The 26,017-nt window shown below is 65.6% G+C and carries 23 protein-coding genes; 6 read left to right on the plus strand and 17 right to left on the minus strand.

The window, feature by feature from the left end; translation table 11 throughout:
- The first annotated feature begins 46 nt into the window (after positions 1–46).
- Complete coding sequence (locus WC597_RS10400; protein ID WP_372693239.1) at positions 47–793, plus strand: hypothetical protein; 747 nt, start codon at positions 47–49, stop codon at positions 791–793.
- A 209-nt stretch (positions 794–1,002) separates the two neighbouring features.
- Here the strand turns inward: WC597_RS10400 and WC597_RS10405 are convergent, their stop codons facing one another.
- From WC597_RS10405 to WC597_RS10430, 6 genes are all read right to left on the minus strand, one after another.
- Positions 1,003–3,435 (minus strand): AAA family ATPase, encoded by a 2,433-nt coding sequence (locus WC597_RS10405; RefSeq protein ID WP_372693240.1) that lies wholly within the window; start codon positions 3,433–3,435, stop codon positions 1,003–1,005.
- Positions 3,432–4,058 (minus strand): hypothetical protein, encoded by a 627-nt coding sequence (locus WC597_RS10410; RefSeq protein WP_372693241.1) that lies wholly within the window; start codon positions 4,056–4,058, stop codon positions 3,432–3,434. Before WC597_RS10410 ends, WC597_RS10405 begins: the two co-directional genes overlap by 4 nt.
- The gene (locus WC597_RS10415; RefSeq protein WP_372693242.1) at positions 4,055–5,800 is read right to left on the minus strand and encodes an SIR2 family protein; all 1,746 of its coding nucleotides are present in this window, start codon (positions 5,798–5,800) and stop codon (positions 4,055–4,057) included. The genes WC597_RS10410 and WC597_RS10415 overlap by 4 nt, the downstream gene beginning before the upstream one ends.
- Positions 5,801–5,970: 170 nt before the next feature.
- On the minus strand, positions 5,971–7,407 hold the full coding sequence (locus WC597_RS10420; RefSeq protein WP_372693243.1) for a Shedu immune nuclease family protein: 1,437 nt from the start codon (positions 7,405–7,407) through the stop codon (positions 5,971–5,973).
- A 190-nt stretch (positions 7,408–7,597) separates the two neighbouring features.
- A complete protein-coding gene (locus WC597_RS10425) occupies positions 7,598–8,887 on the minus strand; it encodes a tyrosine-type recombinase/integrase (protein ID WP_372693244.1) in 1,290 nt (429 codons plus the stop codon).
- Between the two features lie 282 nt (positions 8,888–9,169).
- Positions 9,170–9,634, minus strand: coding sequence for a DUF3429 domain-containing protein (locus WC597_RS10430; protein WP_372693245.1), 465 nt, complete (start codon positions 9,632–9,634; stop codon positions 9,170–9,172).
- Positions 9,635–9,742: 108 nt separating this feature from the next.
- Between WC597_RS10430 and WC597_RS10435 the strand changes: the two genes are divergently transcribed.
- The 3 genes from WC597_RS10435 to WC597_RS10445 all read left to right on the plus strand — a co-directional run bounded on the left by WC597_RS10435 (position 9,743) and on the right by WC597_RS10445 (position 12,461).
- Positions 9,743–10,096 (plus strand): thiol-disulfide oxidoreductase DCC family protein, encoded by a 354-nt coding sequence (locus WC597_RS10435; protein ID WP_372693246.1) that lies wholly within the window; start codon positions 9,743–9,745, stop codon positions 10,094–10,096.
- Between the two features lie 3 nt (positions 10,097–10,099).
- Entirely contained in the window at positions 10,100–11,638 is a 1,539-nt protein-coding gene (locus WC597_RS10440; protein ID WP_372693247.1) for a cryptochrome/photolyase family protein, read from the plus strand.
- Between the two features lie 67 nt (positions 11,639–11,705).
- Complete coding sequence (locus WC597_RS10445) at positions 11,706–12,461, plus strand: M48 family metallopeptidase (protein ID WP_372693248.1); 756 nt, start codon at positions 11,706–11,708, stop codon at positions 12,459–12,461.
- On the opposite strand, the gene WC597_RS10450 is transcribed toward WC597_RS10445, so the two are convergent.
- Genes WC597_RS10450 through ccmA form a run of 6 tightly spaced genes read right to left on the minus strand, consistent with a single transcriptional unit; the run spans position 12,462 to position 15,678 of the window.
- Positions 12,462–12,725, minus strand: a complete 264-nt coding sequence (locus WC597_RS10450) for a hypothetical protein (protein ID WP_372693249.1) — start codon at positions 12,723–12,725, stop codon at positions 12,462–12,464.
- Between the two features lie 54 nt (positions 12,726–12,779).
- Positions 12,780–13,352: a DsbE family thiol:disulfide interchange protein gene (locus WC597_RS10455; protein WP_372693250.1), complete on the minus strand. Its 573-nt coding sequence runs from the start codon at positions 13,350–13,352 to the stop codon at positions 12,780–12,782.
- Positions 13,349–13,588 carry a heme exporter protein CcmD gene (ccmD, locus tag WC597_RS10460; RefSeq protein ID WP_372693251.1) on the minus strand — a complete coding sequence of 80 codons (240 nt, stop codon included), beginning with the start codon at positions 13,586–13,588 and terminating at the stop codon, positions 13,349–13,351. Before ccmD ends, WC597_RS10455 begins: the two co-directional genes overlap by 4 nt.
- Positions 13,589–14,308 (minus strand): heme ABC transporter permease, encoded by a 720-nt coding sequence (locus WC597_RS10465; RefSeq protein WP_372693252.1) that lies wholly within the window; start codon positions 14,306–14,308, stop codon positions 13,589–13,591. It lies immediately after the preceding gene.
- Positions 14,309–14,347: 39 nt separating this feature from the next.
- Positions 14,348–15,058, minus strand: coding sequence for a heme exporter protein CcmB (ccmB, locus tag WC597_RS10470; RefSeq protein WP_372693253.1), 711 nt, complete (start codon positions 15,056–15,058; stop codon positions 14,348–14,350).
- Positions 15,055–15,678, minus strand: coding sequence for a heme ABC exporter ATP-binding protein CcmA (ccmA, locus tag WC597_RS10475; protein WP_372693254.1), 624 nt, complete (start codon positions 15,676–15,678; stop codon positions 15,055–15,057). Before ccmA ends, ccmB begins: the two co-directional genes overlap by 4 nt.
- Before the next feature lie 367 nt (positions 15,679–16,045).
- On the opposite strand from ccmA, the gene acnA reads away from it, so the two are divergent.
- The gene (acnA, locus tag WC597_RS10480) at positions 16,046–18,772 is read left to right on the plus strand and encodes an aconitate hydratase AcnA (RefSeq protein WP_372693255.1); all 2,727 of its coding nucleotides are present in this window, start codon (positions 16,046–16,048) and stop codon (positions 18,770–18,772) included.
- A 76-nt stretch (positions 18,773–18,848) separates the two neighbouring features.
- On the opposite strand, the gene WC597_RS10485 is transcribed toward acnA, so the two are convergent.
- The 3 genes from WC597_RS10485 to WC597_RS10495 all read right to left on the minus strand — a co-directional run bounded on the left by WC597_RS10485 (position 18,849) and on the right by WC597_RS10495 (position 21,534).
- Positions 18,849–20,222 carry an NAD-dependent succinate-semialdehyde dehydrogenase gene (locus WC597_RS10485; RefSeq protein WP_372693256.1) on the minus strand — a complete coding sequence of 458 codons (1,374 nt, stop codon included), beginning with the start codon at positions 20,220–20,222 and terminating at the stop codon, positions 18,849–18,851.
- A 108-nt stretch (positions 20,223–20,330) separates the two neighbouring features.
- Positions 20,331–20,582, minus strand: a complete 252-nt coding sequence (locus tag WC597_RS10490; RefSeq protein ID WP_372693257.1) for a hypothetical protein — start codon at positions 20,580–20,582, stop codon at positions 20,331–20,333.
- Between the two features lie 52 nt (positions 20,583–20,634).
- A complete protein-coding gene (locus WC597_RS10495) occupies positions 20,635–21,534 on the minus strand; it encodes a hydrogen peroxide-inducible genes activator (protein WP_372693258.1) in 900 nt (299 codons plus the stop codon).
- Positions 21,535–21,677: 143 nt separating this feature from the next.
- On the opposite strand from WC597_RS10495, the gene katG reads away from it, so the two are divergent.
- A complete protein-coding gene (katG, locus tag WC597_RS10500; RefSeq protein ID WP_372693259.1) occupies positions 21,678–23,948 on the plus strand; it encodes a catalase/peroxidase HPI in 2,271 nt (756 codons plus the stop codon).
- Positions 23,949–24,011: 63 nt separating this feature from the next.
- Here the strand turns inward: katG and WC597_RS10505 are convergent, their stop codons facing one another.
- Positions 24,012–24,785 carry a glutaminyl-peptide cyclotransferase gene (locus WC597_RS10505; protein WP_372693260.1) on the minus strand — a complete coding sequence of 258 codons (774 nt, stop codon included), beginning with the start codon at positions 24,783–24,785 and terminating at the stop codon, positions 24,012–24,014.
- Between the two features lie 5 nt (positions 24,786–24,790).
- Positions 24,791–25,618 (minus strand): TerC family protein, encoded by an 828-nt coding sequence (locus WC597_RS10510; protein WP_372693261.1) that lies wholly within the window; start codon positions 25,616–25,618, stop codon positions 24,791–24,793.
- Positions 25,619–26,017 lie beyond the last annotated feature (399 nt).

Here is a 26,017-nt window from a genome sequence, read left to right on the forward strand (position 1 = left end):
CCCTTCGAGATCGACACAGGACTTACTGACCTCGCGCGAAGTGGCGTTGGCGGCAGATATCACGCCGCGCAATTTCGCGCTGCTCCACGATCAGGGACTCGCGCCCAGAGCGCGGGACAGCGTTTCGGGCAAGGCGGGCGCGCGGGTCTACGACGGCGTCGGGCTGGCGCACACCGCGCTAATCGGAGCGCTCCACCTCAGCGGTCTCGAGCTCCTGGTCGCCGGCCGGCTGGCCGCCGCCTTCGCGGACCAGTTCGACTTGAGCTACGGCAAGCTCCCGTCAAACCTTGGGGCCTATATCCACGCGCCGCTCAATCCGCGGTCGGGCTACAGGCCGTGGGACGACGAGCCGGGCGAAGCACCGATCGATACGGATCAGGACTACTGGCTCCATGAAAGGCTCCGGAACCGGTCGGGCCTGTATCAGCCTGCGACGGCGCTGACCGGCGATTTCATCATCGACATCGCGGACCACAGCTTCGTCACCACGGAGCACAAAGGCCGGGAATCGATCAAGGTTTTCTCGCCCGTCTCGGGCGGACTGCCCGTGAGTCCCGACTTCCGCATCGTCGGTCGGGGCTCTACCGCGCGGATCGTCGCGGTTCATGAGGAACTCGACAGTCTCGACGTCTTTAGCGATGCGCGGGCCGCCGACCAGTTGCGCCGCCTCGAACGGGACTACCTGGATGGTCGCGATAATGCGGTGACGCGCCTGCGCATCAATCTCTCCTTGGCGATTCGCAACGCGTTCGATCGCCTCCAGGATCAGCGGGCCGGGGTGGTGGCGGGCTGATCGCGCCCGACGCCTGGTCGGCTTTCGCTCAAATGGACAAGCCTTCGGTGAGTGCGCTCCATCTATCGGCGGCGGGCCAGGGGTCTTTCTCAGAATTCACCGGCCTCGCATCGACGACAATCTCGGCGATCAGCTGAACCTCGGCCGGTTATTCAGGCCACGGACGTCGAAGAGCATCTATCCCAAGCCCAACGGGTTCTGGCTTCCGACTACGCGGCGGCGCGCAGGGCAGTCTCCTCCTGGAAACTCAGACGATTCGAAATACAGATGGTGTCCCGGCGCGTGCTCCTCGAAAGCTCGAGGGTGAGGAGGCTATCTTCGGGGTAGGCCGGGCTGAGTTCCAGTTTCAGATATTCGAACAGCTGTCGGTCGTGAACAGCCAACATGACCTGGCGACCGTGTTGCTTGGACAGGGTTCGCAACAGGGCGGCGAAATGCGCAATGTGAACGTCGTCCATCGATTGAACGGGGTCATCAAGGATGAGCCACGGCAGCTGCGCCGGCACCGACATATGCATGGCCATGAACAGGGTCAGGGTCGCCGTGTTGAGATTGCCGGCACTGAGCATGGCCCCCGGTGTGCCCCCGGCGTCCCCGCCGTCCCGGTTTAGCGTGATCAACTTCGGCTGCAGACGCTGAGTGTTACCCTCAGGAATGCTGAACGCCGGCACGAAGGGTTCGCCCGGCGCGAGGCGCACGAACAGATCGCGCCAGAGGCGGTTGAGCCGGTCGTTAAATTCTTTCCGAATGACAGACGAGCGAACGGCGTCCACTTGGGCCCTGATGGTCTGTCCGGTCGCCCTGAGGGCATTTCCCCGAGCGATAGCGGCATCTGTGCGCGTTCGCGCGTCTTCATCTTCGACGATGGACGCCATCATGATGTCCTGTCGCTCCATCATGCCGGCGAGCGAAGAGAAGGTCTCGCCCGCGCGTCGGCGCAACGTCAGCCGGGTCTCCAAAGCGTGGATTTTTTCCGCCAGTCCCGAGGTCAACCTGTGAGCCGCTGCGGAGGCCGTTTCGCCGTCCATCGGTTCGTCCTGCCCGCTTGTCGTGGCATAGTCTCGCAAGGTCTGCAGAGTCGCACGGGCATCCAGGTCGCGCGCCTGATAGGCGCTGAACCGCTTGCGGGCATCGACTTCGGCGGCCTCCAGTCGCGCGCCCTCGATTAGAGGGGCGCGCAGGTTTGCGAGCTCGCCGATGATGCCGTCGAAGGCGGCCGTCCGCCGAGCGGCGTCTGCCAGCTCTTGTGGTTCGAGCTGACGGCCCATCAAGGTGTTGATCTCGCGGTCCAGCGCTTCAACACTCAGTTGAGCCTCTCCCCGCGAACGGCTCAAGGTCAGCAGCCGTTCGGCCGACCCCGACAGGGTCCTGACCTTGGCGTGCACATGATCGATGAGCGGACCTTCCACCACATCGGAGAAGTCGCGGTCGCAGACGGGGCAGACGTCGCTCGAAATGAAACTTGTCAGTTCAGCGAGAGCGGCTCCCAGTCCACTGGTATTGGCGCCTATGCGACCGATCTCGAGGTCGATGGTCGCAAGCTGCGTCTCCGCGACCGTTAGCTCGTTGCGAGCAGAGACCAGTCGTTCGGCGTCTAAACTGCTGCGGGTCGATCGGTCCGTCGCCTCGGTTCGCGCAAGCTGAAGAACCTTCAAGGCTTCGTCGTGAAGAAGGTTCAGTTCGGACGGCAGGGCCGTTCCAGGCAGAAGCCGTTCCATTCTGGAGCGAAGGGCGTCGATGCGGAGATCGTGCAGCAAACGCCAGGCGTCGATCTCGATTTTGGCTTGCGCCATAGTGTTGGCAAGGACATCCGGATCGGTGACGACTTCCTGGCCGAAGAATCGCTCCGCCTCCCTCCTTATGGACTCCAGCTGCCGCCGCCGGTCGACGAGCCGTTCGAGTGCGCCCTCGTCCGCAGTGGACCTGATCTCGATCTCCAGAGCTGTCAGGTCCTTCGTCCCGGCATCGTGCGGGAGGGCTAGCTGAGACGCCGTCTCCAGAATCGCTACCCTCGCCGCCGTGATATCCGACAGCAGACTTTCCAAGGCCTTGTGTTTGTCGGCGAGCGTTCGATCAAGACGGTTCTTTTCAACCTCGATGTCGCCCCAACCGCTCGCGAGCTTTCGCACATTGCGAACGTCGCCGAGATTCTTGAGGCCCGCCTCAAGAATATCCAGCCGATCAAGGCCCAGCAGGTTTCCGACGAACCGGGCTAAGGGAGAATCGAGCCCCGAGTCGGAATCCTGATAGATTTGCAGGAGCTGGCCCAGCAGGCTCTGGGGAAGGTAGCACCGCTCGCTGAAGAAGCCGGCCTGGGCGGCGGCGAGGGTGCGGCCTACTGTCAGACCCCTGGCGTCGAGGGTGGACGCGAATTTCGTCTCGCCCGCCTCGTCCCTGGCCCGTACCTCGACCGACCCCTTGGCCATGGTTTTGTGAAGAAGCTGAGCCGTATAGTTAGGATCGGCGCGACGGAGCGCGGCAACACGCCCTGTCAGGGCCAATTCTATCGCTGAAAGAAAGCTGGTCTTCCCAGCGCCGTTCTCGCCGTGGATAAGCACGACTTTTGCGTCGAGCGGGGCGTACAACTGCCCACGAATGCTGCGGAAGTTGGTGATTTCCAAATCGCAAAGGGCAAGGCTCAAGGCGCGGCCTCCACCATCAGCGCCTGATTGAGGCTTTGTCCCATGGCGTCTGCCACTGCCTCCTCGCCCGCTTCGGCTGCCTCCAGCAGGATGGTCAGGAGATCCTGATCGCCATCTCCGGACAGCGCAGCAATCAAAAGATCGACGGCGCCGCCGTTCGAATCTTCGGCCCCGACCTCGCGCAAAGGCAGATCGAGCGAGAGCAGCACGCGCAACCGGTCATCGAGAAGAAGCGCGGCGGCGTCCCCGTCGGGATCGCCCGCCGCGTTGATCGGAATGTCTCCGATCGTCAACACGCGACAGGTTTCAGCCAACACCTCAACCTCACCGGTGAGGACGGCTCCTGCGAGAACGGCCGTCAGGACATAGCGCGAACCGGTGACGTCCAGAGCGCGGCTCAAGGCTTCGATGCGCTGGCGCACCCTGACAATGTCCCGATCGCCGAAATCGCCGGTGGTCGTGTCGACGATCAGAATGAGGTCGAGCGCACGGCCATCGCTGCCACGAAGGGCGGCGGTGAAGTTGAAGCTCACGCTGGCGACCTGGAACGGCGTGGTCACATCTTCGTAGCCGTCGGCCTTCAGCCGTCGCACGATCATGTTGACGAGAGGAGCGTCACTCATAGAGTCACCTCGGAGACGAATCTTGCGCCAAGTTCGTCAAAATCACCACAGCCCGCCAAGATGTGTTCGAGGCTGACATGCCGGGTCTCGACCCGGTTGGTCCTGCCAGGGGCCCCGCGAGGGCGTCTCGCGCTTGATGCGCTTGCGCCCTTCATCGTCTGCCAGACATCGTCGGCGTGAATGACGATCGCGTTGTCGTTGGCGAACGCGCCGGCTTGTTCAAGTGCGATGGCTTCCTTTGCGCTCTTTACCAGAAAGACAGGGCGGCTGGCGGCTCCGGCCCATGCGGCCTCAGCCTTGATAACCCCAGAGGTCAGGGCGCCATCTTGCGGCGGCCCCAATTTCCAGAGTCCGCCCGACTGGCCGTGCTGAAACAAGGCCAGGCCGATCGCCAAACTCCCCAAACCAGCCGCGCGAGCATTCTGGTCACCGACGAGCTGCTCGGGACGGGCAACACTCAAGACTTCATAGGCGTTGGGATCAATGGGGCAGCAGCCGGTTCGAAACACCGATAGCAGGCGCGACCAAAGACTGATCGCCCGATTGACGGCGGCGGTCCGGTCGCCGACCGCCTGGGCTCCCGCCAGGTCTCGCAAGCTGAGAAGGGCTGTAGAAAGACCCTCCAACCCGCCCGCGATCGCGGTGCTGCCGAGCTGCAGATGCATCAGGCGGCCAAGCTTGTCTGTCAAAAGCTTCAGAACGAGGGAGATGAGCACCTGCTCGCCCCATGCGCGAATGTGCGCGCTCGCCTCGATCGGGGCGAGATTGGCATTGTAGGCATCGCCGTAAACGATCTTGAGAATAGCGTGCTGCCCATCCCTGATCTCATCTTCGCAGAAGATATGACCGGGCGCGTTCGGCTCGCAGGGCCAAGGCCACGGATGGACCCGCTTTGCAGCAGCGAATACGCCCTGAAGGTTCGCGTCCTGGATCGAAAGCCCGAGAACGAGGGTCTTGAGGTTGGTGGCGAGCTCGGTCACCGCGGCGACCATGGCGGCGAAATCCGCGTTGTGGGCCCACTCGGTGATCTGGGTCTGGCTTCCTGTCAGATATTTCCGGAACACCTCAGGTTCATTCGTGGCGTGAACAATGCACCCGTGGAATTTCAACAGCCGCGCCTTTCCGGCTGCTGCACGGAGGTGATCCGGGTCCACGACGGGTTGAAGGACGGCGGCGGCGCCGCTGCTGAGTCGCGCCACCGCAGCCTCTATGAAGCCGTCCCAGTTGCCAGAAGCGATCTGTTGGACCGCGCCTTCAAGTACCAATATTGCGATACAAAGGTGCTCCGCCGCCGGTTCAGAGGGATGAGCAAACGCGGCGCGGATATCGATCCCGTCCCACAACATCCAGTCCGCAGCCTGATGTTCGACCCGGATGTCCAGCAGTCGTGAATAATGCGTCCAGAGCTCGTCCGTGATGGCTTTGGCCATCGGCCATTCCGCGAATGGACGCTCGAAATAAAGCCTTGCAACATCGGGATCGGCGCGAGCTTCCCGGATCGCCGTCAGCAAAGCGGGTTCGAACTGCTCGCGTGTGGCCGGGTCCATGGCGCGTATCCGGAGCGCCTCCATACCCCGCGCGATGAGGTCGGGGAGGTTCGGGGCGTTTCGCGATATGCCGGATCCAACCCAGAGCGCGAACTCTCCGTTCTCGACGGCACTCGCGACAGCGGCGAACTCGCCATCAAGCTTGGCCAGAACCTCGACGACCGAAATGGCGGTGGCGCTCGGCGATGCCGGCATTTGACGCATCGCTCCGCGCTTGCGTTGAAAGGTTTGCACCAGAAATAACGGTTGCACTGAAACGCTTAGCTTGCGCGTTCAGCGTCGTCCATCCGCTACGATAAGTTGCGATGGTCGTGGGCTCGCGCGTTCAAGTCGGCCGCAATCAGCGTATTATCATCTGGTCTGGACTAGAGGTCCGGCCAAGTCACCCCAGCGGGCGCGATGTCGGCCGGGATCTGGGACAGAAAGTCCTTAAGGTGGCGGAGTTTCGCCAGCAGTTCGTCGAAAGTGATGATCTGCACATCGTGAAGATTATTTCGATAGAGCTCGAAAGACTTCTTCTGCGCCTTGTCCTTCAGGTCGCGGCCAACAATGACGACACCCTTGATGGCGTAGGACTCCAGATCCCATCGGTTTGACGCATCCTTCAGGCCGGGCAGAGCCTTCTGCAACTGATAGCGCTGGTCGAGGATCTGGGTAACGCTTCCGCTGAGATCGTTAGAGGGCGGATAGACGCCACCGCGGTACTGCGATCCCACCAGCGGCGAACCTGGCTTTTTGATCTCGATCAACGTCAGATTGTCCGTCAGTCCGTTCTTGTGAAGGAAATCTGCAATTTTGCCGCCTGCGCCGGAAAACGCCGTGCCGCCGACTGAAATCTGATCGCCAACCGCGACGACAGGCAGGTTGAAGGCGAGCCTGAGAATGAACGGGTTCTCGACAAACAGATTTTGCCAACTTTGTTCGCTGCGGTTGGCCGCCAACAGTGTTGAAAAGCGCTCGATGACGCCTTCCAGGGTGACTAATTCGATTTCCCGCTGGAGGTGCATCAAGGCCGGTGCGTCTTCCTTGGCCAAGGTCTTGGCCTGACCAGCGACGACATCCACTGCAGCCCTCCGATCGGATTTCGACAGGCCCGCGCCGCCCGAGGCTCCCACAACCTTGAACACCGTGTCGGGCTCGTAGGGGCGTTGCTTTTCCGGATAAAGCGCGGGGGCTGCTGCGGCTAGCAAAGTGTTATGGGCCAGGATGACCTTGTCCCGGTTCGCAAGGGTGACCGCCTTGGTATGTACTCGATTGAACGCCTTTCGCAGTTCATCGAAGTCACGCCATGAGACGATGAAATCCGAGCCCTTTATCTCAGTTTTTCGCTGTTTGCTGACGATCAGGCGCGTGACGTCCGGCGCCGTCTCGATGACGATAGGAATGAACCGAAGGTCCTTGACCAGGCCCAAACCGAAGTCCGGCTCCTTGATGAAACCCGAAGGCAGCCGGTCGAGGACGTTCCACGGATCGTCATCACTATCGTCAAGCCAGTCTTCGAACAGCCGAAATCCCTCAAGCTCGATGGCCAGTAGCGGGTCATACTTCGGCTGTAGAAAATCGTAGCCAGGCAGAGTGGTGTGGGGCCGAATGACCAACCGGTCATTGGCCTCGTCATACGTCAGTAAGCTCATGATGGCGTTGTCAGCCGTCACTTTGGGGTCAACCGCCGCCACTTGAGCGAGCAGTTCGTCAGAAATCCGGTACGTCAGGTCGATTGTGCCGTCCGGCCGCCCATGGGCGGTGAAGACGCCACGGCCGATCCGTGGACCGGGTCGAAAGTCATCGCTTCGAGACGCCATCGCCTTCTCCCCTTTAGCTGGACCGCTCGAAAATCTGGCTTGCGGACTGGACGATCTGGTCGAAGTCATACGTGGTTTGTCTTCCGGCGTATTGGAACACCGTGGGTGTCCTAAAGGCGCTCCCGATCAAACTGGCTTCCTAACTTTGTATCGGCCGATACCGCATTCAGTCGGGTGGTCTCGATCATCTTCAGGTCTTGGGACTGAACCGCTCACCAATCCGCTCCGCCAGCGCCCGAACCGGATCGTCGCTCAGATGGGCATACCGTTCCGTGGCGCGGCTGTTGGCGTGTCCCAGCGCCTTGCCGATCATAGGGAGACTGGCCCCGTCGGCCAGGGCGAAGCTTGCGAAACTGTGGCGCAGGTCGTGGATGCGCACGCCTTCCAGCTTGGCTTTGGGGAGCACCTTGTCGCGCCAGATCTTGGACTCGGAGGTCGCATATCCGTTGTCGCCCTTGGTGGCCGGGAAGACGAATTGGCTTCGACCACGGGTCTTGTAGAGACGCTGCAGGATTCCGAAGGCCATGTCGTTGAGCGAGATCCGACGATCCCCCGTGCGACCGCCGGCCTTGGTGCGGCTCGGCGGCAGTACGAGCCGGCGCCGGTCGAAATCGACCTCCGTCCAGCGCAGGCCAGCGATCTCGTTGCGCCGCGCGCCCGTCAGAAGCAGAAGCCGATAGACCGCGCCCTGCCGTTCGGAGATCGTCGCATCCGCCTCCAGGGAGTCGAGAGCGGCGATCAGATCCTGGGCTTGGGCCTCTGACAGGAAGCGTTCGACCGCCGGTCGGAGCTTTCGTTCGACCTTTGCGCAGGGGTTCGAGCCGGCGAAATGGCCCTTGTCGATCGCCCAGTTGAAGGTCGCCCGCAGGGTGGAATAGGTGCGGTCAGCGATGCCTGCCCCGCCCTTGACGATGGATCGACCACGAAGTTTGGTCTTCACATCCTTGGCGGTCTTCCCGGCCGTGATTGATCGGATCATCCCGGTGATGTGGTCGCGGGTGACCGTATCGAGCGCCATCTTCCCAAGCAGGGGCACGACGTGGCGCTCGAGGTTGGTCCGGTCCATGGCCCATGACGAATCCCGTTTGGTCGGTTTGTCGTCCGGCCCATTCTCCAGATACAACTCGACCAGGCCTTTGACGGTGAGACCCTCTATGCGCCTGCGGGCTTCACCGGGATCGATGCCGCGCCGCGCATCCACCACCACCGACGCCGCCTCCTTGCGAGCCCGATCCGCCGTGAGTTTGTCCGGCCCATCCCCATGCTCGCCGAGCGTCAGCCAGCGCTGGGTTCCGCGGACCCGATACTTGATGGCGAACATCCTTCGGACAGGCTTGGCGGCATGGCCCTGTCGGGTTTCGGTCCCAGGATAGATCCGGAGGCAGAAGCCTGCGATCTCGCTGTCCCAGATTCGACCCTCGCCGGTCTCCGGAACGGGCGCGCTCTCAACCACGCGCTTGGTGAGTTTTTGCTTCGTCATGGCGATAGAAATATACGCTCATTTCCGAGCCACCGCTACCACTCCGCTACCAACTCAAGTGAAACCGGGCGAAACGCTCCGTGACCGGATAAACAAGAAAACTTATGTAAAACAATATACAAAGTCGATTTTTGGAACGTCCTGAAAAGCCCGGAAATGCTGATCCCCAACATTGCCAAGGTTGGGGTCGAGAGTTCGAATCTCTTCGCCCGCTCCAAGTCGAGACTGATAAAATCAGGGGCCTGTCGTTCTCGGCAGGCCCCGATTTTTTGCCCGATCACGCTAGCGCGCGGAGATCAGTCCGGCCGCAAGGGTCAGAACACCCAGTCCGAGCGACAGTGGGATGCGCAAGGTCAGCCAGCCTTCAGGCGTCATGCCGGCGGCCTTGAGCCGCAGATCGACCAGCAGGCTGGCGGCGATGAAAATGCCAAGGAAGATCAGGGCCGGACTGGGCCAGGTTGAACCGGTCGCCAATTTCCAAGCGTTCGTCAGGGTCAGCAGGGTCGGTAACACGGCCGCGATCCAGACCCAGGTCGGCGCCTGGCCGCGCGCCATGGCGGCCAGGCCCCACCAGACGCCGCCCAGGAAGCTGAAGATCAGGGCGGCGTAGGCATAGGCGAGTCCGAGAGCGCCGAACCACAGGTCCGGTCCGCCGAATATCAGGATCGCGACCGCCGCCGCCTGGGGCAGAAGGCCTGCGAAACCCAGGACGCGGGCGATCGGCGGCAGTCTGTATCGGTCGGTCATTTCGTCATCCATCGCAAATCTGTCGGATCTGGCGCGATCCAGACTATGCAAGGCATCCGTATATCATGGCCGCCACGTGCTGCGTCCGAAGGAAAGCCATCGTCGTCGATGACCCAACTGATCGTCTGGTATGATGGAGGCTGCCCCCTGTGTCGTCGCGAGATCGCGCTGATGCGTCGGCTGGATCGCCGGGGCGCGATCCGGTTCGTGGATGTGGACAAGGGAGACGCGACCTGCCCCATCGACCGCGACACCCTGCTCGCCCGGTTCCACGCCAGCGAGAATGGGCGTCTGCTGTCCGGCGCGGCGGCCTTTGCGGCGATGTGGCGGGCCATTCCCCTGCTGCGGCCCATCGGGCTGGCGGCGCGTGTCCCGGTCGTTCTGGCCGCGCTGGAAGGCGCGTATCGGCTCTTTCTTCGTGTGCGTCCGCGTCTTCAGTCTCTGGCCCGCAAGTGGGGATGACGCATGTCGGTTCTGAGACTGGTGCTGGGCGATCAGCTGTCCGACGACCTGTCGGCGCTGGAGGGGCTGGATCCCGATATCGACACTGTCCTGATGGCCGAGGTCCGCGACGAGGCGACCTATGTCCGGCATCACAAGCAGAAGCTGGCCTTGGTGTTCGCCGCCATGCGGAACCATGCCGAGCGGCTGACGGCGCGGGGCGTGCGGGTGCGCTATGTGCGGATCGACGATCCCGACAACAGCGGCTCGATCACCGGCGAACTGGCGCGCGCCCTGGACGACGGCGCCTATGAGGCGGCGGTTCTGACCGAATGCGGCGAATGGCGGCTGGCCGAGCGTCTGGCGGCCTTCGCCGAGGGGGCGGGCCTGCCGGTCGAAATTCGCGAGGATCGGCGCTTCATCAGTTCGCAAGACCGCTTCCGGCGCTGGGCGTCGGGCAAGTCGCAGCTGCGGATGGAGTTCTTCTATCGCGAGATGCGGCGCGAGACGGGCCTGTTGATGGACGGCGCCCAGCCGGAGGGCGGGCGCTGGAACTATGACGCCGAGAACCGAAAGAAGCTGGCGAAGGGCGTGACGCCGCCGGGTCGGCTGCGCATCCCGCCCAACGCCATGGCGCGCGAGGCCATGGCGGATGTGGAGCGGCTGTTTCCCGAGCATTTCGGATCGCTGGACGGGTTCGGCTGGGCGACGACGGCGGACGAGGCGGAGGCCGCGCTGGCGCATTTTCTGGAGGCTGTGCTGCCGTCGTTCGGAGACTGGCAGGACGCGATGGCGGAGAATCAGCCGTGGATGTGGCACGGGCTGATCTCGACCTCGATCAACCTGGGCCTGCTGGATCCGCTGGGCGTCTGTCGTCGGGCCGAGGCGGTTTATCGCGCGGGCAAGGCGCCGCTGAACGCCGTCGAGGGGTTCATCCGCCAGATCCTGGGGTGGCGCGAGTTCGTGCGAGGAATCTATTGGCTGAAGGCGCCGGAGTATCGGGCGCGGAACTTCCTGGATGCGGACCGGAAGCTGCCGTGGTTCTACTGGTCGGGCGAGACCGACATGGCCTGCGTCGCCGATGTGGTGAAGACGACGCGCGACAACGCCTACGCCCATCACATCCAGCGGCTGATGGTGACGGGCAACCTGGCCCTGCTGCTGGGGGTGCATCCCGATGCGGTCGACGACTGGTATATGTGCGTCTACGCCGACGCCTATGAATGGGTCGAGATGCCCAATACGCGCGGCATGGCCCTGTTCGCGGACGGAGGCATCGTGGGGTCCAAACCCTATGCGGCGTCGGGGGCCTATATCGACCGGATGAGCGACTATTGCGGGGCCTGTCGCTATGACGTGAAGAGCAAGAGCGGCGACGCGGCCTGCCCGTTCAACCGGCTGTACTGGGGCTTTCTGGAGCGCAACCGCCACCGGCTGAGGGACAATGTGCGCCTCGCCATGCCCTACAAGACCCTGGACGGGTTCGGCGAGGCGAAGCGGGCGGCGCTGAGGGCCGAGGCGGAGGCCTGTCGGATCCTGCTGGGCGCGACGCCGATTGAGTGAAATCGGAACCTGGACCCGGCGGACGGGATTTGCTTGGCTGTTCCGCTAACCGTCCAAGAGGCCACCCGTGATCTTGTCCCGCCGTTCCGCACTCGTCCTGACCGCCGCCGTCGCGGCCTCGGCCCTGTCCGCCTGCGCCTACAATGAGGCGCTGGGTCGCAACCAGTTCCTGCTGGTGGACAATGCGGCTCTGTCGCAGCAGTCGACGCAGGCCTGGCGCGAGGCCATCGCCAAGCCCGGCGTGATGACCACCGGCGCCCAGGTGGACCGGATCCGGCGCGTCGGGGACCGGCTGGTGCAGGCGGCGGGCCTGGGCGAGCGGACCTGGGACTATGCGGTCTTCACCGAGGCCAGCCCCAACGCCTTCGTCCTGCCGTCGGGCCAGATCGGCGTGACGACCAGCCTGCTGAGCCTGGTCCAGAACGACGACCAACTGGCCAGCGTGATCGGCCATGAGATCGGCCATGTCGTCGCCAACCACGCCGCCGAGCGGGCCTCGAACCAGACGGCGACCAGCATTGGTCTGGCGGCCGTCGGAGGCGCGGCGGGACGCTATGGGGATGCGGTCAATGCTTACGGCGGTCTGGCGGCGCAGTATGGCCTGCTGCTGCCCTATTCACGGCGCGACGAGCTGGAGGCCGACCGACTGGGCGTCGACTATATGGCGGGCGCGGGGTTCAAGCCGTCGGAAGCCGTCGCGCTGTGGCGGTTGATGTCGGCGCAACGTCAGACCCAGACGCCGCAGTTCGCCTCGACCCATCCGTCGGACGCGACGCGGATCGACATGCTTCAGCAGTATATCGCCAGCCGCGGCTGGAACTGATCAGACCCGGATGTCGATGTAGGAGCCGGGGCGCATGATGCGCGGCTCCTCGCGCTGAGGCGGGGCCGCCGGCGCCTCGACCGGCCGCGCGGGATTGGCCGTGCGGATCGAGGACATGACGGCGGCAGCCGGGACCGGCGGCTTTGGCGCCGCAGCCTGGTCCATCGCGGCGCGGAAGAAAGCCGCCTGGGCGTTGCGGGCGCTCGGCAGGTCGAGACCCGGGGCGGGCAGGTTCAGCGGCAGGCCGGTGCGAATCGCGCTCATGCCGGTATGGTTAATGGAAACCCTCGAAAAAGGGTTAACGCGCGTTAGGCAGGATCACTGAGGGCGTGGCGCCGGGCTGGGCGCTGGACGGGGCGGGGCCTGCATCGAGGTCACCAGCCGCTCGATGTCGGCGTCGTCCAGCAGGGGGCCGGACTGTTTGGCGGTGATCCGTCCCATGGCGTCGACGGCGAAGGTCTCGGGCACGCCCGAGATGCCCAGATCAAGGCCCGCCCGCCCCTCGCGGTCCACCAGCACCATCGAATAGGGGTCGCCAAGTTCGTCCAGGAAGGCGCGGGTGGCGACCGGCTCGTCCTTGTAGGCGATGCCGACGACGGCGATCCCGCGCGCCTTCAACGCCAGAAGCTTGGGATGTTCGATCCGGCACGGCGCGCACCAGGAAGCGAAGACATTGACCAGCATGGGCCGACCGACGCCGGCGGTCTTGAGGTCCAGATTGCCCGGCCCCGCCTGGTCGCCCGACAGCAGGGGCAGGACGGTCTCGGGGATGGTCTGGCCGATCAAGGCGTCGGGCTTGAAGGCCGGATCGCGCTTCAGCGACCAGCCGACGAACAGGGCCGCGAGCGCCGCAAGGACGACCAGCGGGAGGAAGGCGAGCCAGCGGTTCATTCCTGTTGTCCTACCGCGCCTAGCGCTGCTTGAGGACGTTCTTTTGGCTCTACCGCGCTTCGCGCTGCTTGAGGGCGAGCCGCCTCATCGGCGGCTATGTCTAGGCGGTCGAGTTCGAGCTTCCATTTGCGCGAGGCGATGACGGCGCGGGCGGTCAGGGTGGTCAGGACCAGGGCGCTGACGCCCCAGGCGGGCCAGACGAAGGCGGCGTAGGGGGTCATGTCGAGGTCGAGCATCTAGGCCTCTTGAGCCGAACGGGCGCGCAGGGTCATGACGCGGCGGCGGCGGATCTCGGTGCGGATGGCCGTCAGCCAAAGCGCCGCGAACAGCGCGCCATAGGCCGCCAGCATGGTCAGGAAAGGCGGAAGATAGACGGGGTCCAGCCCCGACGAACCGGGGGTCAGGAAGCTGGCGGGCTGATGCAGGGTGTTCCACCAGTCGACCGAGAATTTGACGATCGGCAGGTTGATCAGTCCGACCAGGCCCAGGACGGCGGCGGCGCGCCCGGCCTTCTGCTCGTCGTCGATCGACGCCCGCAGCGCCATATAGCCGAGGTAGAAGAGGAACAGCACCAGGACGCTGGTCAGGCGGGCGTCCCACACCCACCAGGTGCCCCACATCGGCTGGCCCCACAGCGAGCCGGTGAACAGGGCCAGGGCCGTGAAGGCCGCACCGGGCAGGGCGGCGGCGCGGGCGGCGGCGTCGGCTAAGGCATGACGAAACACGAGTGCGAAGAAGCTGGAGACGCCCAGCGCCGCATAGGCCCCCAGGCCCAGGGTGGCGGCGGGGACATGGACGAACATGATCCGCACCGTGTCGCCCTGCTGATAATCGGCCGGGACCGAGAAGCTGAGCCAGGCGCCGACGCCCAGCAGCACGGCGGCGAGGCCCCACAGGACGGGGGTCAACGGGCCGGTGAAGGCCATGAAGCGCTGCGGATTGGACAGGCCGAACATCGGTTCAGCGCTTACGCGGCGAAGGGGCGGCGGGCAAGCTCACCCTTGCGCGTTCCGAACGGCGGCCGCTCCGGCAAAGGGGGCGATGACGGCGGCGAACAGGACATAGGCGCAGAGCAAAGCCAGGGCTGGGCCGACGGGCTGGCCGGAGGCGGCGCGTTCCAGGGCGCCGGCGCCGAAGACGACGGGCGGGATGAACAGGGGCAGGACGACCACGGCGATCAGCAGGCCGCCGCGCTTTGCGCCCAGTGCGAGCGCTGCGCCCAGCGCGCCGGTGAAGGCGAAGCCTGCGCCGCCGATCAGGGCGGTCAGGGCGACGAGAGGCGTCAGCGACGCGGGCAGGCCCAGGGCCAGGGCGGCGACGGGGGCGGTCAGGGCCAGGGGCAGGCCGACCGCGACCCACTGGGCCAGGGCCTTGATCAGGACGACCTGCTCCAGCGACAGATGGCCGAGCGCCAGCAGGTCCAGGCCGCCGTCTTCCATGTCCCGCTCGAACAGCCGCTCCAGCGACAGCAGGGACGCCAGGGCCAACGCCAGCCACGCGACGCCGCCCGCCACGGGACCCAGCGTTCGCGGATCGCCCCCAGCCGCCAGCGGCAGGATGGCGGTCAGACAGGCGAAGAAGCCGCAGGCCAGCAGCGGCCCGCCGCCCCCGCCCCAGGCCAGGTCCAGTTCGCGCTCCAGCAGGACGCGGGTGGCGCCGCGCAGGCCGGGCGGGCGCGGTTCCTGATCGGCGTCGCGGCGGCTCATGTCAGCGCCCCCAGGTCGAGAGCGCGGGTCGGCAGGGGCAGGGGATCGTGAACCGCGGCGACGATCAGGCCGTCATTGACCAAATGGCGCTGCATCTGTTCGGCGAAGGCCTCGCGCCAGCGGGCGTCGAGTGGGGCCATGGGCTCGTCCAGCAGCCACAGGGCGCGCGGCGATCCGACCAGCCGGCCCATGGCCAGACGGCGGCGCTGGCCGGCCGAAAGACGCCGCACCTCCAGGTCCAGCAGGGGTTTGAGGCCGAAGGCCTCGACGGCGTGATCGAGGCCATATTGGGTGTGGCCCAGCCAGTCGCACTGAAAGCCCAGCTCCTCGCGCGCCGTTCGGCCGCCTTTCAGCCCGTCCAGATGGCCGAGGAAATGGGTCTCTCGCCCGCGCGCCTGCCGCTCGTCCAGCGGATTGCCGTCGCCGTCCTGAAAGGAGACCGTTCCGGCGTCGGGCCTCAGCAGGCCGGCGATGGTCCGCAGCAGGCTGGTCTTGCCCGCGCCGTTCGCACCCGTCAGGGCCAGGACCTCGCCGGCGCGCAGGGTCAGGTCGAGGCCTTGGAACAGCCGCCGCTCGCCGCGTGACACGGTCAGGTCGGAGAGGGTGAGGGTGTGGATCATGCGTAATTCTCCCTCCCCGCGCCGGGGAGGGTGGCCGAGCGTAGCGAGGTCGGGTGGGGGCGGCGTTGCGCCGCATTACCGATCCACCTTGCATTAGACCGTGCGTCCCTGCCGGGCCGCCCCCACCCGGTCGCTGCGCGACCACCCTCCCCGGAGCGGGGAGGGAGAAGTGGGGTGCTGAATCTGCGAACCCTTCTCAATGTCCCTGTCGAGGGTGTGGACACATGGACGGTCGGGTCCCGTGGAGCTATAGGCACGGTCGCCGCAGCAGGCTTTCGCCGCGCGCGCAGGGGCCCTGTGAGCCGCTGCGTCTGTCGCGCGAAGGCGCAACCGGATTGTCGGGCGGCGCTGACCAGAGGAAGACTCCATGCCGTCGAACGACAGCTTCAAGACCCGCCAGGACCTTTCCGTCGGGCGTAAGAAATACGCCTATTACAGCCTTCCCGCCGCCGAGGAAGCCGGTCTGACCGGGATTTCCCGCCTGCCGCGCTCGATGAAGGTGCTGCTGGAGAACCTGCTGCGCAACGAGGACGGCGTGTCCGTCACCGAAGCCGACCTGAAGGCCGTCGCCGCCTGGGTCGAGAACAAGGGCTCGGTCGAGCACGAGATCGCTTTCCGCCCGGCCCGCGTCCTGATGCAGGACTTCACCGGCGTGCCCGCCGTGGTCGATCTGGCCGCCATGCGCGACGCGATGAGCGCCCTGGGCGCCGACGCCGCCAAGATCAACCCGCTGGTGCCGGTCGATCTGGTCATCGACCACTCGGTCATGGTCGATAACTTCGGCACGGCCAAGGCCTTTGGCCAGAACGTCGAGCGCGAATACGAGCGCAACATCGAGCGCTACAACTTCCTGCGCTGGGGGTCGTCGGCCTTCAACAACTTCCGCGTCGTGCCCCCCGGCACCGGCATCTGCCACCAGGTGAACCTGGAGAACCTGGCCCAGACCGTCTGGACCCTGGACGAAGGCAAGAAGACCGTCGCCTATCCCGACACCGTCGTCGGCACCGACAGCCACACCACCATGATCAACGGCCTGGCCGTCCTGGGCTGGGGCGTCGGCGGTATCGAGGCCGAGGCGGCCATGCTGGGCCAGCCGATCCCGATGCTGATCCCCGAAGTCATCGGCTTCAAGTTGACCGGCGCCATGCCGGAAGGCACGACGGCGACCGACCTGGTGCTGACCGTCACCCAGATGCTGCGCAAGAAGGGCGTTGTCGGCAAGTTCGTCGAATTCTTCGGCGACGCCCTGCCGAACATGACGATCGAGGACCAGGCGACCATCGCCAACATGGCCCCGGAATACGGCGCCACCTGCGGCTTCTTCCCCGTCTCGGCCGCCACCATCGGCTATCTGACCGCCACGGGCCGAGACAAGGCGCGCGTCGCCCTGGTCGAAGCCTACGCCAAGGCCCAAGGCCTGTGGATCGACGAGACCTCGGAAGACCCCGTCTTCACCGACGTGCTGGAACTGGACATCTCGACCGTCGTGCCGTCGCTGGCCGGTCCGAAGCGTCCGCAGGACCGCGTCGAACTGACCACCGCCGCCCCGGCCTTCGAGACCGCCCTGGCCGACGTCTTCAGCCGCCCGACCGACGCCGAGCGCGTGTCGGTCGATGGCCAGAAGTTCACCGTCGGCGACGGCGACGTGGTCATCGCGGCCATCACCTCCTGCACCAACACCTCCAATCCGTCGGTGCTGATCGCCGCCGGTCTGGTGGCGCGCAAGGCCCATGCGCTTGGCCTGAAGGCCAAGCCTTGGGTCAAGACCTCGCTGGCCCCCGGTTCGCAGGTCGTGACCGACTATCTGACTGACGCCGGCCTGCAGAAGGACCTGGACGCCCTGGGCTTCAACCTGGTCGGCTATGGCTGCACCACCTGCATCGGCAACTCGGGTCCTCTGGACCCGGCGATCTCCAAGGCGATCAATGACAACGCCCTGGTCGCGACCTCGGTCCTGTCGGGCAACCGCAACTTCGAAGGCCGCGTGAACCCCGACGTCCAGGCCAACTATCTGGCCTCGCCGCCGCTGGTCGTGGCCTACGCCATCGCCGGCTCGATGCGGATCGACATCACCAAGGATCCGATCGGCCAGGACAAGAAGGGCAATGACGTCTTCCTGAAGGACGTCTGGCCGACCAGCCAGGAAATCGCCGACATCCAGAAGAAGTCGGTCACCCCCGCCATGTTCGCCAAACGCTACAAGGACGTGTTCAAGGGCGACAAGCACTGGCAGGCCATCAAGGTCACCGGCGGTCAGACCTATGAGTGGGACGACAGCTCGACCTACGTCGCCAACCCGCCCTATTTCGACGGCCTGTCGATGGACCTGACCCCGGTCCAGGACATCGTGGAAGCGCGCGTCCTGGCGATCTTCGGCGACTCGATCACCACCGACCACATCAGCCCCGCCGGTTCGATCAAGAAGACCTCGCCCGCCGGCGTCTATCTGACCAACCACGGTGTCGAGGCGGCCGAGTTCAACAGCTACGGCGCCCGTCGCGGCAACCACGAAGTCATGATGCGCGGCACCTTCGCCAACATCCGCATCAAGAACCGCATCACGCCCGAGATCGAGGGCGGCGTGACCAAACACTTCCCGTCGAACGACACCATGTCGATCTATGACGCCGCCATGCGGTATCAGTCGGAAGGCCGGCCGCTGGTCGTCTTCGCCGGCAAGGAATACGGCACCGGCTCGTCGCGCGACTGGGCGGCCAAGGGCACGCGCCTGCTGGGCGTTCGCGCCGTCATCGCCGAAAGCTTCGAGCGCATCCACCGTTCGAACCTGGTCGGGATGGGCGTCGTTCCGCTGCAGTTCAAGCAGGACGGCTGGTTGAAGCTGGGCCTGACCGGCGAAGAGATCGTCACGATCCGCGGCCTGTCGGACGCCAATATCGGCAAGCTGAAGCCTCGCCAGGACCTGTGGGTCGAGCTGTTCCGTCCGTCGGACGGCAAGATGGCGCGCTTCCCGGTCCGCTGCCGCATCGATAACCAGACCGAGCTGGATTACTTACTGGCCGGCGGCGTCATGCCCTATGTGCTACGCAACCTGGCGCGCGGCCCGGAAACCGAAGCGCCGATCGCCGCCGAATAGGCAGCGGTTCGCCGAGATGAAGAAAGGGCCGGCGGAGCGATCCGCCGGCCCTTTTGCTTTGCCGATAGACGGTGGGTCAGTTGGCGCTGACGACCACCAGCTTGCGGTTGACGAACTCCTTGATGCCGACATCGCCCAGTTCGCGGCCGAAGCCCGAGCGTTTGACGCCGCCGAACGGCAGTTCGGGCATGGAGGTCGTGGTGGTGTTGATGAAGACCATGCCGGTCTCGATCCGTGACGCCAGGTTGCGGGCGCGGGCCGTGTCACCCGAGAAGATCGAACCGCCCAGGCCGAAGCGGGAATCATTGGCCAGGGCCACCACGGCGTCATCGTCCTCGACCACGAAGACCTGAGCCACGGGGCCGAAGAACTCCTGATAGAAGGCCGGGTTGCCGCGAGCGACGTCGGTCAGGACGGTGGGTTCGTAGAAGAAGCCGGTGCGGTCGGCCGGCTTGCCGCCGATGACGGCCTTGGCGCCGTGCTTGACCGCCTCTTCGACCTGTTTTGTCAGGGTCTTCAGCGCGTCTTCGGACGACAGCGGGCCCAGGACCGTGGCCTCGTCCAGCGGGTCGCCCATGACGGCGCTCTTCATGCCTTCGACGAAGCCGGTGGTGAAGGCGTCGGCGACCGACTTCTGGACGATGAAGCGTTTGGAGCCGGTGCAGACCTGTCCTGCGTTGGACAGCCGCCCCTCGACGCCCGCCGCGATGGCCTTTTCGATGTCGGCGTCGTCCAGCACCACGAAGACGTCGCTGCCGCCCAGTTCCAGCGTGGACTTCTTCAGCATTTCCGATGCGCGGGCCGAGACCTTGGCGCCGGCGCCCTCCGACCCGGTCAGGGCCACGCCCTGGATGCGGTCGTCGCCGATCAGTTCGGCGACCTTGTCCGAGGAGATGTAGAGGTTGGCGACGCAGCCTTCCGGCGCGCCGGCTTCACGCACCAGTTCGGCGAAACGGGCGGCGCAGCGCGGCACGATGCCGGCGTGTTTGTAGAGCACCGGATTGCCGACCGCGATGGCGGGGGCGACGACTCGGATCAGCTGATAGATGGGAAAGTTCCACGGCTCGACCGCCAGCAGCACGCCGACGGGATGAAACTCGACCCAGGCCTCGCCCAACTCGCTGTCGATCTTCTGGGGTTTGAGGAAGTCGGCGGCCTTCTCGGCATAGTAGGCGGCGATGCCGGCGCACAGGTCGATCTCGCCCTGCCCCTGGGCCAGGGGCTTGCCCATCTCCTCGGCGATGGTGCGGGCCAGGCTGTCGCGGTTCTCGGTCAGCAGGGCCGACAGGGATTTCAGCACGGCGAGGCGTGACTGGATGTCGCCTTGGGACCAGTCGGAGCGGAAGACGGCGTCGGCCTTGGCCAAGGCCGCCTCGACGGCGTCGTCCGAGTGTTCGGCGTATTCCTCGACCATCTGTTCGGTGAAGGGATTGAGGGTGCGATAGGCCATGCGGCGTCCTGAAGCTTCGGTCGGACGCCCGGGGCGGCGCCGATCCGTTGTCAGAAAGCCAACGCCTGCTGGGCGGGGGCGGTTGCCCTCGCCCCGACGCAAGATCTCTCAGTCCGCGTCGCTGAACGGCGGCGGCAGCTGACCGGACTTGAAGATGATGGTCGGCTCCTCATCGTAATCGCCCATTTCGGTGTCGGCCGAGACGGCGAAGGCGACGACGCCCAGACGCAAGGGCGCCAGGCGTTCGGCCTTGCGGCGCGCCTCTTCGGCGTCCTTGCAGCCGACCTGCGGTTCGGCGCGGAGAGCCTTGCCCCGGCCCTGGACATAGGCCTGGACGATATAGACGGTTTCGGTTGCCATGCGCTTCCCAAGCGGCCTGTTCGGCGTTCACGTCAACAGGGTCGGTCGCGTTTCAGTCTAGTTTCAGGGCCTCGGCCAGCAGCCGGGCCTCGGCGGCGCGGCTGGAGCCTGCGCGCCAGGCGACGACGATCTCGCGGTGGGGCGGGGCGCCGTCGGCCTGGTTCTCGAAGGCGCGGATGGCGACGGAGGGGTTGTCGGCGAGGCCCGCCTGCACCGCCATCTTCGGCAGGAAGGAGACCCCCAGGCCCGACCCGACCATCTGGACCAGGGTGTGCAGGCTGGTGGCGGCGAAGACGTCGTCGCCGCGCGGCGCCTCGATGTCCAGGGCCGCCAGGGCATGGTCGCGCAGGCAATGGCCGTCTTCCAGCAGGATCAGGTCCTCGGCCCGCAGCGAGCCGGGACGGATCGGGCCGGGTGCGGCCAGGGCATGGTCGTGGGGGGCGGCGGCCATGATCTCGTCGTCGCCGATGCGGGCGTGGGCGATGCCGGGCGCGTCATAGGGCAGGGCGATAACGGCGGCGTCGATCTGGCCCGCCTTCAGGGCGGCGATCAGGCGGGGCGTCAGGTCCTCGCGGATGAACAGTTTCAGGCTGGGATAGGCGGCCTTCAGCGACGGCAGCTTGGCCGGCAGCAGGAAGGGGGCGACGGTCGGGATGACGCCCAGCCGGAACCGGCCCGACAACAGGCGGCCGGCGTTCTTGGCCGCCTCGACCAGATCCTCGGTGCGGGCCAAAACGTCCTCGGCCCGGCGCACGGCCTCGACCCCGACGGCGGTCATGATGACGGCGCCGCGCGTCCGTTCGACCACGGGCGCGCCCAGGATGCGCTCCAGCTCCTGCACCCCGGCGCTGAGGGCGGGCTGGCTGACGTGGGCGGCCTCGGCGGCGCGCGAGAAGCTGCCGTGTTCGGCCAAGAGCTTGAGATACTGGAGCTGTCGCAGGGTGGGGAGCATGGGTGTGAGATAGGCTTGTCCTATGCCGACGCCAAGGATAATCGATTGGCCTTATTCGTTTGACCCGTGTCGAATGACCTCGTCATCTACAGGGCTATCGAGACCGGCCCTCAAGTCGCGCGAAATCAGCAGGAAACATCACCATGACCGACGAAGCCAAATGCCCCTTCTCCGGCCGGACGACCGAATCCGTCGCGGGCGGCGGGGTGCAGAACCGCGACTGGTGGCCGGGACAGCTGCGTACCGACCTGCTGAACCAGCATTCGAACCGCTCCGACCCGCTGGGCGAGGGGTTCAGCTATCGCGAGGCCTTTTCCAAGCTGGACTATGAGGCGCTGAAGGCCGACCTGCGCGCTCTGATGACGGACTCGCAGGACTGGTGGCCGGCGGACTTCGGGCATTATGGGCCGCAGTTCGTCCGCATGGCCTGGCACAGCGCCGGCACCTATCGCGTCGGCGACGGTCGTGGCGGCGGCGGGCGGGGCCAGCAGCGGTTCGCGCCGCTGAACTCCTGGCCCGACAACGTCAATATCGATAAGTCGCGCCGCCTGTTGTGGCCGATCAAGCAGAAATACGGCCAGGCCATCTCCTGGGCGGACCTGCTGATCCTGACCGGAAACGTGGCGCTGGAGACGATGGGCTTCCGCACCTTCGGGTTCGCCGGTGGTCGCGAGGATGTCTGGGAGCCGGATCAGGACGTCTATTGGGGTCGCGAGACGACCTGGCTGGGCGGCGACGAACGCTATGCCCACGGCTCGCACGGGGTGGTGAAGCCGGGCGACGAGGCTGTGCTGGTCAGCGATGACGACGCGGACGGCGACGAACATTCGCGCGATCTGGAAAACCCGCTGGCGGCCGTGCAGATGGGTCTGATCTACGTCAACCCGGAAGGGCCGGACGGCAATCCCGATCCGATCGCGGCGGCGCGCGACATCCGCGACACCTTCGCGCGGATGGCGATGGACGACGAGGAGACGGTCGCCCTGATCGCGGGCGGCCACACCTTCGGCAAGACCCACGGCGCCGGCCCGGCCGATCATGTCGGGGCCGAGCCCGAGGCGGACGGCCTGGAGGCGCAAGGCCTGGGCTGGGCCTCCAGCTTTGGCTCCGGCAAGGCCGGGGACGCGATCACCAGCGGACTGGAAGTCACCTGGACCCAGACGCCGGCCCAGTGGAGCAACTTCTTCTTCGAGAACCTGTTCGGCTTCGAATGGGAGCTGGAGAAGTCGCCGGCCGGGGCGCACCAGTGGGTGGCCAAGGATGCGGGCAAGATCATTCCCGACGCCCACGATCCGTCCAAGAAGAAGCGGCCGACCATGCTGACGACCGATCTGTCGCTGCGGTTCGACCCGGCCTACGAGGCGATCTCGCGGCGCTTCCTGCACAATCCGCAGGCCTTCGCCGAGGCCTTCGCGCGGGCCTGGTTCAAGCTGACCCACCGCGACCTGGGGCCGCGCTCGCGCTACGTCGGGCCGGAAGTCCCGCGCGAAGTGCTGATCTGGCAGGATCCCGTGCCGGAGGTGGATCACCCGCTGATCGATGCGACGGATGCGGCGGTCCTGAAAGCCAAGGTGCTGGACGCAGGCCTGAGCGTGTCGGAACTGGTCGGCACGGCCTGGGCTTCGGCCTCGACCTTCCGGGGCGGGGACAAGCGGGGCGGGGCCAATGGGGCGCGCATCCGCCTGGCGCCGCAGAAGGACTGGGCCGCCAACCAGCCCGAGCAGCTGGACCGGGTGCTGAAGACGCTGGAGCGGATCCAGTTCGAGTTCAACCAGGGCCAGACAGGCGGCAAGAAGGTCTCCCTGGCCGACCTGATCGTGCTGGCCGGCAATGCGGGTGTCGAGCAGGCGGCCAAGGCGGCCGGGCATGAGGCCAGCGTGCGGTTCACTCCGGGCCGGACGGACGCCAGCCAGGCGCAGACGGATGTGGAATCCTTCTCCTATCTGGAGCCGGTCGCCGATGGGTTCCGCAACTTCCAGAAGGCCCGCTATGCGGTTCCGGCCGAGGCCCTGCTGATCGATCAGGCGCAGCGGCTGACGTTGACGGCGCCGGAGATGACGGTGCTGATCGGGGGCTTGCGGGCCATCAACATCAATGTCGGCGGGGCGACGCACGGCGTGCTGACCGAGCGGCCGGGCGTGCTGTCCAACGATGTCTTCGTCAACCTGCTGGACATGGACGTGAAGTGGACGGCGACCTCTGACGCCAAGGATGTGTTCGAAGGGCGCGACCGCAAGACGGGCGAGGCCAAGTGGACGGGCACGCGCGTCGATCTGGTGTTCGGCTCCAACGCCGTGCTGCGCGCCCTGGCCGAGGTCTATGCCGGGTCGGACGCGCAAGGAAAGTTCGTGTCGGACTTCGTGGCGGCCTGGACCAAGGTGACCGAGCTGGACCGGTTCGACCTGCACGGTTGAGCCTGAGCCAGAACTGAAAGCAAGGGGCCGGACGCCGCCACGGCGTCCGGCCCTTTCGCTGTTCTAGCGCAGCTTGATCTCGAACAGTTGGGGCCAGCGTTTGCCGGTGACGAACAGGCGCTTGCCGGTCGCGTCCCAGGCGATGCCGTTCAGGACGTCGTCGTTGGGGTCCAGGCCGATGTCCTTGGGGACCAGGGCGGTGAGGTCGATGAAGGCCTTCACCACCCCGGTTTCGGGGTCGATGCGGGCGATGCGGTTGTCCTGCCAGATGTTGGCGAAGACCTCGCTGTCGATCCATTCCAGCTCGTTGATCTGCGTCAGGGGCCGGCCGTTAGCGGTGACGGAGACGCGGCCGGTTTCGGCGAGCGTCTCGGGATCGAGAAAGCGCAACTGGTCGGTGCCGTCGCTCATGATCAGGCGACGGCCGTCGGTGGTCAGGGCCCAGCCCTCGCCCGGATAGGAGAAGCCGCCCAGGGGCGAGAAGTCGTCCAGCTTCCAGATGAAACCGATGTGGTTGCGCCAGGTCAGGCTGTAGAGCTTGCCGTTCAGCGTGGTCATGCCCTCGCCGAAATAGACGGTCGGCAGGTCGCGTTGACGCAGCACCTCCCCGGTCTCCAGGTCCACCTTGCGGATGAAGGACGGATAGAGGCCGGTGCTCTCGTAAAGGGAACCGTCGTGGAAGAAGAGGCCCTCGGTGAAGGCCCCCGTGTCGTGCGGATAGGCCCGCACGACCTCCCAGGACTGGACCGGAACCTCGGCCCGGACGGGCAGTGACACGCCTGTCGCCAGCAGCAGGCCGGCGATCAGACCGGCGAGGCGGGGCGACAGGCGGGTCATGAGCCTCAGCCTCGCTCTGCGGCGGCTTCGGCCTCGGCTTTCTGGGCGCGGACCTCGGCGGCGTTCGCCTCGCTGCGGGCCCGTTCGGCCTGTTCCTTCTTGGTGGCGCCGCGACGACCCATCATGTTCAGGGCCTCCACGCCGGCCGAGAAGGCCATGGCCGCATAGATGTAGCCCTTGGGCACGTAGTAGCCGAAACCGTCGGCGATCAGCACCATGCCGATCATCAAGAGGAAGCCGAGCGCCAGCATGACCACGCTGGGGTTCTTGTTGATGAAGTTGGCCAGCGGGTCGGCGGCCAGCAGCATCACGGTCACGGCGACCAGGACGGCGACGACCATGATCGGCAGGTGTTCGGTCATGCCGACGGCGGTCAGGATCGAGTCGATCGAGAAGACGATGTCCAGCAGTATGATCTGGAAGATCGCGGCGCCCGCGTTCATGATCATGACGTCCTTCTTGTCGAGGACGGCGTCGCTGGGCGTGGGATCGACGGTGTGGTGGATTTCCTTGGTGGCCTTCCAGACCAGGAACAGGCCGCCCGCGATCAGGATCAGATCCTTCCACGAGAATTCATTGCCCATGACGGTGAAGACGGGCTGAACCAGGCCGACCAGCCAGGCGATGATCGACAGCAGGGCCAGGCGCATGATCAGGGCCAGGCCGATGCCGAGGCGACGGACCTTCTGGCGCTGATGCTCGGGCAGCTTGTTCGAAAGGATGGAGATGAAGATCAGGTTGTCGATACCAAGCACGACCTCCATCACGATGAGGGTCACCAATGCGGCCCAGGCGGCCGGATCGGAGAGCAGAGGGGTGATGCTGTCGAGCATTGGGGTTCCTGATGGGAGATAAAGCTTGAGCGGAAAGCGCTAGGGCCGACGCAGGTTCCGATCAAGCGACAGGGTGCGGCGTCATGGTCGCACCCCTCTGTCATTCTGCGACGGAAAAACGGCATGCGGAAGCGTCTTCGCGGCGTTTGGCCTGCGAAGTTGGTGGAGGGCTGGGCGGAGCGCCGGGCCTTCGCCCGGAGTGTGATTAGAGATTACCGTTTCGACGAAGGGTGTGACGCTCCGCGCGGTTGGTTGGCCTGCAAGCTCGGGGCGTCGAGCGGTGGCGGTCTTATCGCCTAACCCCATAAGCCTGCGACGGGTCGGCGGGGTCTGCGAAACCCCGTCCCGAGTGCGATCGAGTATCCCCCTCGACCCTCCGACACCGCTCCATGAGTCGAT

The organism is Brevundimonas sp. (assembly GCF_041648115.1).
Taxonomy (GTDB): domain Bacteria; phylum Pseudomonadota; class Alphaproteobacteria; order Caulobacterales; family Caulobacteraceae; genus Brevundimonas.